The organism is Fibrella arboris (assembly GCF_041321095.1).
Classification (GTDB): Bacteria; Bacteroidota; Bacteroidia; order Cytophagales; family Spirosomataceae; genus Fibrella; species Fibrella arboris.
In genome coordinates this window covers 556,173-567,375 of sequence record NZ_JBGGWE010000004.1, presented here as the reverse complement: position 1 = coordinate 567,375, position 11,203 = coordinate 556,173, and the positions used below count along the sequence as shown (strand labels likewise).

9 protein-coding genes are annotated in these 11,203 nt (G+C 54.5%); 4 read left to right on the top strand and 5 right to left on the bottom strand.

Annotated features, from left to right (window positions below; all coding sequences use genetic code 11):
- Nucleotides 1-252 precede the first annotated feature (252 nt).
- From ACAW75_RS09855 to ACAW75_RS09840, 4 genes are all read right to left on the bottom strand, one after another.
- Complete coding sequence (locus ACAW75_RS09855) at nt 253-1,881, bottom strand: carboxylesterase/lipase family protein (protein WP_370728525.1); 1,629 nt, start codon at nt 1,879-1,881, stop codon at nt 253-255.
- A gap of 132 nt (nt 1,882-2,013) precedes the next feature.
- A complete protein-coding gene (locus ACAW75_RS09850; protein WP_370728524.1) occupies nt 2,014-3,564 on the bottom strand; it encodes a carboxylesterase/lipase family protein in 1,551 nt (516 codons plus the stop codon).
- 9 nt (nt 3,565-3,573) lie between these two features.
- Nucleotides 3,574-4,461, bottom strand: a complete 888-nt coding sequence (locus ACAW75_RS09845; protein WP_370728523.1) for an alpha/beta hydrolase — start codon at nt 4,459-4,461, stop codon at nt 3,574-3,576.
- A gap of 3 nt (nt 4,462-4,464) precedes the next feature.
- Nucleotides 4,465-5,340: an alpha/beta hydrolase gene (locus ACAW75_RS09840; protein ID WP_370728522.1), complete on the bottom strand. Its 876-nt coding sequence runs from the start codon at nt 5,338-5,340 to the stop codon at nt 4,465-4,467.
- 132 nt (nt 5,341-5,472) lie between these two features.
- Between ACAW75_RS09840 and ACAW75_RS09835 the strand changes: the two genes are divergently transcribed.
- Nucleotides 5,473-6,189, top strand: a complete 717-nt coding sequence (locus tag ACAW75_RS09835; RefSeq protein ID WP_370728521.1) for an NUDIX hydrolase — start codon at nt 5,473-5,475, stop codon at nt 6,187-6,189.
- Nucleotides 6,190-6,299: 110 nt separating this feature from the next.
- Complete coding sequence (locus ACAW75_RS09830) at nt 6,300-7,196, top strand: 3-hydroxyacyl-CoA dehydrogenase (RefSeq protein ID WP_370728520.1); 897 nt, start codon at nt 6,300-6,302, stop codon at nt 7,194-7,196.
- 8 nt (nt 7,197-7,204) lie between these two features.
- Here ACAW75_RS09830 and ACAW75_RS09825 read toward each other — a convergent pair whose 3' ends face one another.
- Nucleotides 7,205-8,524: a sensor histidine kinase gene (locus ACAW75_RS09825; protein ID WP_370728519.1), complete on the bottom strand. Its 1,320-nt coding sequence runs from the start codon at nt 8,522-8,524 to the stop codon at nt 7,205-7,207.
- 231 nt (nt 8,525-8,755) lie between these two features.
- Here ACAW75_RS09825 and ACAW75_RS09820 point away from each other — a divergent pair, with 231 nt between their 5' ends.
- Both ACAW75_RS09820 and tssD read left to right on the top strand, forming a co-directional pair.
- Complete coding sequence (locus ACAW75_RS09820; RefSeq protein WP_370728518.1) at nt 8,756-9,952, top strand: alpha/beta hydrolase family protein; 1,197 nt, start codon at nt 8,756-8,758, stop codon at nt 9,950-9,952.
- Nucleotides 9,953-10,082: 130 nt separating this feature from the next.
- A complete protein-coding gene (gene tssD, locus ACAW75_RS09815) occupies nt 10,083-11,153 on the top strand; it encodes a type VI secretion system tube protein TssD (RefSeq protein ID WP_370728517.1) in 1,071 nt (356 codons plus the stop codon).
- Nucleotides 11,154-11,203 lie beyond the last annotated feature (50 nt).

The following is an 11,203-nucleotide window of genomic DNA, read 5'->3' as shown; positions in this document are numbered from 1 at the left end:
GCCTGGCTGTAGGTATGCCCGGCGCGTAGCGACCTAACAATTCAGCGTGGTTAAGTCGCTACGCGACGGGCATACCTACAGCCAGGCCTTTTGACTACAGACATTAGGTCGCTACGCGACGAGTTGGCTACACGACGGTGCGGCTACACGACGGTGCGGCTACACGACGGTGCGGCTACACGACGAGTTGGCTACACGACGAATTGGCTAGATCAAACAACTTATAAACCAGGCAATGAAAAGCATCACTCACTACATTGACTTACTGGTGGCTACGTCGATCAACTCCTTGTCGTGATGGTTTTTAACCTGACTGGTATTATCGAAGAGCATGGTTGCTCCGTTGGCGGCGTTGTACTGTGGCCAGGTTGGTAAACCTTTGTGATTCGGGTTGCCGGTGCGGGCAAACGCGATCCAGGCGCGGCTCATCTTATCGGCCAGCGCGTGGGCTTCTTTTCCGCCACCGGTCATTTCTTCGCAACGGCTGATATTGTCGAACGCAAACGGAATTTCCATGCAGTGCATCGACTTATACATGCCATCATTTACGGGCGATGCCCACGAAAACAGGTACATATAAACGGGGGCGGCGCCGGCAACGGCGGCTTTCTGGCTTCCCTGGCGAATAGCTCCAGCCCGAAACCCAGTGTCGATGTTTACAAAATCAGCAGGGAGCACTGTTTCAGGATACGCTTTTTTAACTGCCGCCAGGTACGTGTCGGTCTTGTTGCCCATACGCTGTTTCAGGCTGGCTTTGGCCATGTCCATGTCTGCTGGCCGGTTGGCCGGGCTGAAAGGACCGAACTCCGTTTTTGTCGAGCCAACCAGCAGCGGAATGTTTTTCGAGAGCTCGATTGCGGCTGCATCCGACGGTTGATACGGAAGGAAGGTGCCGTCGAGATTAGGTCCCCAACCCAGACCAAAGGCGGGGCGGTTTTCGGCCTTCAGGCTTTCGCCCACTTTACGAAGGGCTCTTTTGCTGGCTGCGTTCAGGCGCTCGTAAGGAATTGTCTGGAGCGAATCAATCTGGCCGGGTTGCAGCTTCAATTCGTCGAGCAGGGCAGCACTGACTCGCTGTGTCAGGCTTTTTTCGGTGAAACTGGTGATGTAGCTACCGCTTTGCACAATGGCTTTGTGAAACAACCCTTTGGCCGAGGGTGCGTTCATCAGGCTGGTCACCTTGCCGCCGCCACCCGACTGCCCGAAAATAGTGACGTTATCAGGGTCACCACCAAACTGGGCGATGTTCTGCTTCACCCATTGCAGGGAGGCTACCAGATCCATCAGACCCGCATTGGCCGAGTTTTTGTATTTGTCGCCATAGGCAGTCAGGTCCAGAAAACCGAGTACGTTCAGGCGATGGTTTATGGTGACAACGACCACATCGCCCTTTTTTGTCAGGTTTTCGCCATCGTACGACGGCAGTTCCACCGATGAGCCAGCCGTGAAGCCACCGCCATGGAACCACACCATAACGGGGCGTTTTTTCGCCTGGTTGATCTCGGGTGTCCAGACGTTCAGACTCAGGCAATTCTCGTTGGTGTAGCCCCAATCGTGGTGAAATGGAAATTCAATCTCGTCATTTGTAGTCGTGGTGGCATCCATCGGGCAAACCGGGCCGTAGGTCATGGAACTGCGCACGCCCGTCCATGAATCGGGTTTGGTAGGCGCCATGAACCGCGCTGCTTTGGCGTAGGGAATGCCTTTAAAGGTGAACGTCCCGTTGTGGATGTAGCCCTTCACGTTACCGGACTCGGTCGGAACAACGGCGATGTCTTTTCCCGCCATAACGGGCGTCTGGGCAACTTTGGAGGCCTGCCCAACGGCCAAGGATGGCAACGCCAGAATGGCCAGCGAGAATAGGATTGATTGCGTTTTCATTGATTGGGGTAAGTGAGTACTGTGAGTAGGGGTTTGTTAACTAATAGGTGTTTAATGGGTTGGGGTAGTATGTGATGCCTTCGCGCTGTGGGGCCAGGCGAAAGCAACCCATAGTCCGAAGCAGCACTCTCCTTACTGCCTGCTCATCAGGCCAAACAGAAAATCGAGCGAGGCAGCGTCGGGTAATGTTTGGGCATGAACCTTGTCGCCCAGCACCATAATTTGCTTGTCGGCGCCTGAATAGGCTGGCCAGTGTGGCACGCCTTTGCCGTCGGGGTTGCCCGTTTTAATGAAATTGACCCAGTAGGCCGATATGGTTTTGGCCAGTTCATCATCGGTCGCGTTGAGTGGCCGGAGTTGATGGTCAATGAACTTCAGGTTATCGTAGGCATAGGCCACTTCGCCCGTGTGGAACGCGCCGTAGCGGGCGTATTCACCCGTGGCGGGCAGCTTCCGGCTAAATCGATACACATAGACCTTTTTGCCCTGGCCGCTTTCCAGATTGGCCCAGCCGTAATTCTGCGCGCCAAAAATCTGGTCGCGCGACAGGTTATTCTGCGAAGCGGCTGCCTGTGCATCGGTCTCACCCGGATAATGGATCAGCATCGTTTCGGCATCGGCGCCGTATTGCTGCCTGATTTGCCGTTTATAGTCGACCGCATTTTTGGGCGGGCCAAACGACATGCCTTCATCTTCGTTCCAGCCCGTCAGCAGCGTCACCCTGTTTTGACGACCCGCCCTGAACAATTCGCCCATCGGCTGCGGCAGCACGTATCCGTCTATAATGGGGCCCCGCACACTGCCCTGGCCTTTCTGCAATAGCTCGGCGGCTGGTTTGGCCCGCAATTCCGCCAGCGACGACGTACCCAGCGCCTGCATCGTCTTCATACCGCTTTCTTCGGCCTGCGCCAGCGTAGCCATCGGTCGGGCCAGGCTGGCACCACTTTCGGCAATGGCTTTGGTAAACAGGCCTTTGGCCAGGGGTGAAGCGACCAGGCAATTCACGCTCATCGACCCCGCTGATTGCCCGGCAATGGTGACGTTGCTGGGATCACCGCCAAACTGCGCAATATTCTGCTTCACCCAGTGCAACGCCGCAAGCTGATCCATCAGCCCGTAATTGCCCGATCCATGCGTGCCCGATTCTTTCGTCAGTTCGGGGTGCGCAAAGAAGCCAAACGGCCCAACCCGGTAGTTGGCACTGACAAATATGACGCCCTTCCTGGCGGTTGCCTCACCGTCGTAGATTGGTACGTTGCCACCGCCACTGCCAAATCCACCACCGTAGATCCAGACCAGTACGGGCCGTTTTTCGGTCGTCGATTGAGCGCCAGTCCAGACGTTCAGATAGAGGCAATCTTCGCTGATCGGCTCCTTTGCGATCAAATACTCGGCGCTCCAGGGACCAAACGGATTGGGTGCCCCCTGGATAGGGCTGGCCCCAAATGCGTCGCATTTCCGAACGCCCGTCCACGGTTTAACGGGTTGGGGCGCTTTCCAGCGCAGGTCGCCAACCGGGGGCGCCGCAAAGGGAATACCCCGGAAGATGTGCACGTCGCCGGCTGCATTCAACGTACCTGACACGGTGCCTCCCGTAATCTTTACTACCTCTACTTCCGGTACAGCAGGTGTAAACGAGGCGATGCCGAGCAGGGTGACGAGTAGACTAAGTGGTCGTTTCATAGCGCAGATTCAAGGAACAGTGACCTGGTTGGCCTTCAGGATTTTATGGAAGAATAGCAGATGGTATGGCAACGAGTTTTCCCAATAGTCCCAGGTGTGGGCGCCGGGGCGTTCGGTATAGTCGTGTGGGGTCTGGTTGGCCATCAGTTGCCGGTGTAGTTCGCGGTTGCCCTCGATCAGGAAGTCATCAACGCCGATATCCAGGATAAGCGGCAGGTGATTCGCTTTGAGTGTATCGGCCAGGGTGACCATCGTGAAACCGGGGTAGGGGGTATTGCCTTCCTGGGGTGGCCCTAGTAATCGGGCCAGATTCTCGGCGCGTGACTTGGCAAAATCGGCGGGTACTTTCCAGGTGGCCGTGTTGATATTCATGACGCCGCTCATGCTGCCAACGGCGGCGTACAGATCAGGATGGCGGCTGGCAATGAACATGGCCCCGTGACCACCCATCGACAGGCCCGCAATGACTCGCCCTTTTTTGTTACCAACAGTACGATACGCCTTGTCTATCCGGTCGACCAGTTCTTTCGAGATAAACGTTTCAAACTGACTCGTTTTCACCAGCGGACTATCGAAGTAATAGCTCGTTGGGTCACCGTCGGGCGTCACGATAATGATGTTGTATTGATCGGCCAGGCGGTGCAGCAGCGTTTTGTCGGGTGTTTTGGTCAGCCAGTCCCGAAAGTTACCCGCGCCGCCGTGGAGCAGGTATAACACCGGGAAAGCCTGTTTTTTGGCTTTCCCGTAGCGGTCGGGCAGGATCACCGCCGCCCGGAGCGTGCGGTTCATACTGGCGCTGGGTACGTCGAGCGTATCAACGTTGGCCGCCAGCGTCGGAAACGCCAGCAGCAGGCCAAGTGCAACGAGAATTGGCCTGATTGTGAAGGTCTTGACCATGTATTATTGAGCCAGCGAGCCGTTTGACTTCAGTACATTCTGAAAAAACAGGACATGATACGGCAACGAATTCTGCCAGTAATCCCAGGTGTGGCCGCCGGGCCGTTCGGTGTAGTCATGTTCCACTTTGCTGTAGACCAGCCGGCGGTGCAACTCGCGGTTAGGCTCGATCAGGAAGTCATCGACGCCACAATCGACGATCAGCTTCAGGCCGTTGGTTTTCATCTTATCCACCATGTTCACCACCGAGTTGGCGGCGTAATGATCGGGGGTTGAGCCGGGGGCGCCCAGGATACGGGTAAACTGCGGTTCGATCTGTTTGGCAAATTCGGGGGCTATCCGCCAGTTGGCCTGGTTCAGATCCAGTGCCCCGCTCATGCTGCCCGCCGCGCAATACAGGTCAGGGTGGCGCGTGGCCAGATAGAGCGCGCCATGTCCGCCCATGCTCAGGCCGGTGATCACCCGCCCCTTACGGTCGCGGATGGTGCGGTAGGTATTGTCGATCCTGTCGATGACCTCTTTGGTCAGGTACGTGTCAAACAGGTTGTCTTTCTGGACCGGGCTATCCAGGTATCCGCTCAGCCGCTCGCCTTCGGGCATCACAATGATGAGGTTATAGCGGTCGGCCAGTTTCTGCACCAACTGCTTGTCGGGTGTTTGTTTAAGCCAGTCGCTGAACTGACCGCCACCACCATGAAGCAGGTAAAGCACGGGGAAATTGCCTTTTCCTGTACTGTACGAGTCGGGTAACGCAACGGCTGCCCGCAAGGGCTTCTTCATGGCGGCGCTGGGTACGTCGAGGGTGTCAATTTTAGCACTATAGGCCAGTTTGGGCACGGTCAGCAGCCAAAGACAAATGAGAAAAGGAATCGAGCGCATAGAATACAGGCAGTGACGAATTGATAAATCGACAGGTGTGGTGACGTATACGAGTAACTTATACCTTTACGTCAAAAGTACGTAAAGAAGGATTTGGCAGGGAATCCATACCTATTATTGTGGTAAAATTTTATGATTGATTATAACCATCCGGCTGTCCGGTATTATCAGGAGGTATCTGAGCAGTGTATTCATTACCTGTCGATCGACGGGGTGATCTTCGGCTTTCATGAAAACCAGCTGAAGGTATTGTTGCTCCGCTGGAAGAATACGACAGAGTGGAGCCTGCCGGGCGGTTTTATTCGAAAAGCCGAATCGGTTGATGTGGCAGCACAGCGTGTAGTGCAGGAACGGACTGGGCTCGACCAACTGTATCTGCAACAGTTTCACGTCTTTGGCGAATCGGATCGGTATGATCAGAAAGATACCTGGGCGCGTACTAAACTGCCCATTCAAACCGTGAACTGGTCGGAACGGACCATCTCGATTGGGTATTATGCGCTGGTAGAACACTCGAAGGTAGTACCCACGCCTGATTTCATGACCGACGAATGCGGCTGGTGGCCCATCGACGACGTGCCCCAGCTCTTGTTTGACCATAACAACATCATCGACGTTGCCCTGAACTCGCTGCGAAAGCAGATGGATGATCAGCCAATTAATCACTTACTGCCCGAAACGTTTACCATTCCTGAACTGCAGCGGCTGTACGAAACGATTTTGGGTTATTCACTCGATGCCCGCAATTTCTACAAGAAGATAATCGGATCGGGAGAACTGGAGCGCCTGTCTGAACGACGCGCCGGAACGCCCCATAAAGCCCCCTATCTGTACCGATTCAAGACGTAGCGTATCGTCGCTACGGGATGAGCCTGGGCCGTTCACTTACTTTTTATTTGTGGCCGAATTCGCTTTTCCTGTGGCTGGTTAGATAGGGAGTCAACCTGTGTCATAGAGTAATGGAGATTCAGCATGTTGCGGTTTTTGGCGCTGGTGTACTAGGGAGCCAGATTGCTTTTCAAACCGCCTTTCATCAGCATACCGTAACGGTAAACGATATCAGCGACGAACGCCTCATTGCGGCAAAAAACCGGTTTCTGGCGCTTGGCGAACAATACAAACGGGACCTGGGCGCATCGCAGGCGGCGATCGACGGAACCCTGCAACGGCTAACCTATTCAACCAATATGGCTGAGGCAGTCAGTCTGGCCGACCTGGCCATTGAAGCCATCCCGGAAAATGTAGAGCTCAAAAAAGAATTCTACCTGAAGCTAGGCCAGGTGGCGCCCGCCCAAACCATCTTCGCCACCAACTCATCGACGTTGTTGCCCAGCCTGTTTGCGCAGGAAACGGGGCGGCCCGACTGCTTTCTGGCGCTGCATTTTGCCAACGAAATCTGGAAAAACAATACGGCCGAGATCATGGGTCACCCTGGTACCGACCCAGGTACGTTCAGTGCCGTTGTTGACGTTGCCAGGTCAATCGGGATGGTGGCTATACCGATCTATAAAGAACAGCCGGGCTACGTGCTGAATACCTTGCTGATGCCTTTCCTGCGGGCCGCCCTTGAGTTGTACCTGAAAGGAATTGCCGACCCGGAGACCATTGATAAGACCTGGATGAAGGCAACGGGAGCGCCGAAAGGCCCATTTGCCATGTATGATATGGTGGGGCTGACAACGGCCTATACCATTACGAAGCTGAACGCCGATAAAACAGGTGACCGAATGCTGCAGCGGGCTGCCCAGCCGTTGAAAGCGCGATTTATTGATCAGGGAAAGCTGGGCGTGACTACTGGCGAAGGGTTTTATACGTACCCTGATCCAGCTTATCAGCGGCCTGATTTTTTGCCGTAGCAGTGGAGCTAGATACCGGGTGTATGCGTGTTCAGGCGAACGCGAAACAACGTGCCTCTCCCCTCGATACTTTCAATCTCCATACTGGCGCCTATCAGTTCGCAAAGTCGTTTCACAATTTGCAGGCCCACCCCTTCGCCCATTTCTTTTGATCCTGGGGCCGACTCGTTTAGCAGTGGCCCGGACGGAATCTGATGCTCTTCATTCGGTACCGAAGCCACTGGCTGCCCTTCTGCCGGCGATAGCACGCTGGTTTCTTCAACAATAGGCCTGAGTTGCTGGTGGAAATATTCCATTAGCTGGGTAGGCATACCTGGCCCTGAGTCCTGGACGCTAAATCCCCACCGCCAATCATTTTCTGCCGACCAAGAGACAGAGACCATACCTGGCTTATCTGCACTGCTTGAGGTATGCAGCAATGCATTGATGAGCAAGTTTTGAACAATGCGGTAAATCTTGATTCGGTCTGTTTTAACAGGTAATGCAGCTGGCCCGTCGGCGCGAAGGATAATACCCCGTTCAGCAGCCTTGGGCTGGGCGTTGGCTACCAGTTCGTTTAAAAGCTGGGCGGCGTTAAACGCCTCCAGATGAATTGGTTCCTGGCCCGCTTCAAGCCGGGCCAGATCCATCAGGCTTGTCAACATGGATTCAACATGAGCCAGATTGCGGTTAAGCATGTCGATAGACTGTTTCCTGTCTTCCTCGCTTAAATTATCCAGCTGAAGCAAGGAAGCAGCTCCCCTACTTAAGCCAAGGCTACTCCGCAGATCGTGAGACGACGTCCGCAGCATGTCGCCTCGCTGCCGGGATAGGTCATACATTTCCTGCAATGCCTCTTCCAGGCTAGCGGCGCGGTCAGCTGCCTGAAGCCGTTGAAGCTCATCGTGTTTAGATAAGCTACCCGACACTATGTCGTTCATCAGGGCCATCATCTGCCGCTGGACTTCCAAAACCAGATCTGGGTCAGATTGCGGGAATAGTTGCCTGTAGAGCCTTAACTCGTTGACTAACTGTGTGGAGAGATGATGCAGCTCTTTTAACAGTTCCGGCAAGCCAAGCGATTTTTGCCAGCGGTGCAAGCCATGGGCTCTGGCGGCTGTGTCTGGGTCTACGGGTGGTTTTTTGCCCAGCAACTGCTGCTCGAGACTATCGAGCAGGACCGGCATCAGGTTGTTGAACTCCTCACGCGACAGGATAGATATCTTCTTGAGCGATGTGTCTGCTTCGCAAGCTGAGCGCCAGTTGTTGAGTATCGTCTCGCGCCGGTTGAATAAAAAAGCCACCAGATCATTTATGGATTTTGGCTGATCAAACGAGTTTGGATGCATGCTGCAACTGCCTGTAATGAGCGTGTGAAATACGCTGAATAAGAAACTGGCCAGTTCAGACAAAGGCTTACGATTGACCGTATAATTTATGGAAAGGACGGATTTCTTGCCACCGATTGAGGGCAACAGCTAGCTTCTGTTCAGGCTTCTGTTCCTGGATGCACATCACTCGCCAAACTGAACGCAAGGGCTCAGGAACGTGTTTTTTAGCTGACAATCACTCAACGTCTCATGATCAAAATCCTGCTGTTATCGGCCCTGTTTGGGCTGGCAGCCTTAGCGCCGTCGGCTTGCCGCCAGGCGGCCCCTTCGGATGTTGCCACCGCGCCAAAGCTGCCTGCGCTTGTCAGCTCGGAGCTACTAGGCACGTATACCGTTGACCAGTTGAAGGGACGTTATAACGGGGCAACCTCGTTTCTCCGGCTACTCACTCAGTATGGAATCAAGGTCTACCGCCTCACCTACCGTACCACCAATACTGACGGCCGCGTCATTGTGGCCTCGGGGGCGGTGCTGGTACCTCAGACTACGCAGGCGTTGCCTTTACTGAGCATGCAACACGGTACCATCGGCAGCGACGATCAGGCTCCGTCATACTACCGGAGCAGTAGTGAGGCTTATTCGTTTGGCTCGGTGTTCGCCTCGGTGGGCTACATTGTAGCAGCACCAGACTACATCGGCTATGGCGCGTCGAACAACCTGCCTCATCCCTACGAACACAACCAGACGCTCGCCTCGGCTTCGCTGGCTATGTTGCGGGCCACCAGGGAGTTTCTGGCCAATGAAAAAGTGAACTGGAATCAGCAACTTTTCACGGCGGGCTACTCCGAAGGGGGCTATGCGACGCTGGCGCTCCAGAAAAAGCTGGAGGCAGAAGCCGCCACTGAATTCAACCTGATGGCGTCGAGCGTAGGGGCGGGAGCCTACGATAAACCTGCCTTTATGCGCTACATCGTGAATACACGTACCCAGGGTAGCGTCGATTACAACCGGCTGTATCTGTGGGTGTTGCTGACATACGATCGGGTATATGGCCTGAACCGACCGGCAACCTATTACTTTAAAGAGCCTTATGCCAGTCGGGTGCAGGCCAACGGACGGCAAGCCCTGATCAACGTGAGCTTCAACGAAGCGTTGACCGATACATTCCGGCAGGCGATTCAAAACGGCACCGACGCTGATTTTATCCGGGCGGTGCAGGACAACGATATTCACGACTGGAAACCGCTGACGCCCACGCGCCTGTATCACGGCGATGCCGACAATACAGTATTTTATTTCAATACCCAGAACGCCTATGACGCCATGACAAAGCAGGGCGCTGCCGATGTCGCCCTGTTTCGGCTACCGGGCCGGACCCACGCCACCGGCATTCTGGACTTTGTGTTGGGTACGTTTGAATTCTTTAGTGCCAAACAGACGCAGTAGGTTTTGGCTGGCTAAGGGTGCCGACCGCTAACTCAAATGGGCTACTGAGCCGACAGAGAAACAACCAGAATTGCCTAATATCGGAAGTTGGCCCGGCCTGTACTCGGGCAACCTCAGCCAATTGGCAATTATGGCATCTTTCTATGCGTTTCTTGACGTCAAAAGTGAACAGTATCCGTTGCTGGCCTATGAGCTGAGCATCCATCAGGAAACCGATTCGCTGGGTCGACCAGCCTCGCCAACACTGGGCGGCACCATCGATTGTGTGCTCAGCTCGCCGGGCTCCGATCAGCCCTTTTTGCACCAGTGGATGTTCTCGCCCACCATGCAGGAAGACGGCAAGATCGTGCTGATGCAGGATTCGCCCCGCGCCACGCTGAAGACCATCTCCTTTTTCAACGCCTACTGCATTGGTCTGCAGACCAATTTTGTGCCGGGGGCGGGCGGCGGGGGAAGCCTCCAACTGCACGTGCGGCTGAGTCCGCAGCGCATTGCCGTGGGGGCCATTGTACACGACAACAACTGGCCCCTGGAAAGCCACGGCGCCGGCGAGACGTTTGCTGAGCAGCAGGTGGCCCCGCCGTCTAAAGGGAAGACCAAAGAAAAAGACGAACCCAGTGCCTTCAGCGAAGGCCTGCACGCGCTGCTCGACGTGGTGGGAGTAATTCCTGGACTTGGCGTTGTTTCTGCACTCCCAAGTGCGATGATGGAAGGCAGTCAGGGGAGTGATCTATCAGCCGAAAATAGGAATAGTCGTCTAGGCGCTTACCTGGGTACTGCAAAGTTTCCTTATGGAACCGTGGGGTACGGGGTACATTATGGTATCGGTCTGGTTAGACTAGGCTCCTTCCTCACAACATCGAATTCAGGATTTGGCGAAGCTGCCATTGGGGAGCTCTTCAATCGGCCTGATGTACAGGCCTTATTGGCAATGGAAAATACGCCAGAAAATAATCGTAAAGTAGCCCAGCTAGAATATGATTACTGGACAGATGTTCTGACGGACTCCAACCAGTCACTGTCGAATCGGATTGGTGGATTTGCAGGCGTTATTTTTTCTCCAGAAAATAGGTCGAAGATACAAATGGTAGCAGCCCAGGTTGTCCACTCACCGGTTTATCTCTCCGACGCGATCATTGAGTTGAAAAATGTAGCCCAGCACCGTTTAGAGCAGTTATCAAGGGAATTTACATCCTTTTAATCAGCCCAATAAGTACCTTCACCTGCGTAGATAGATACGAAATCGGCACA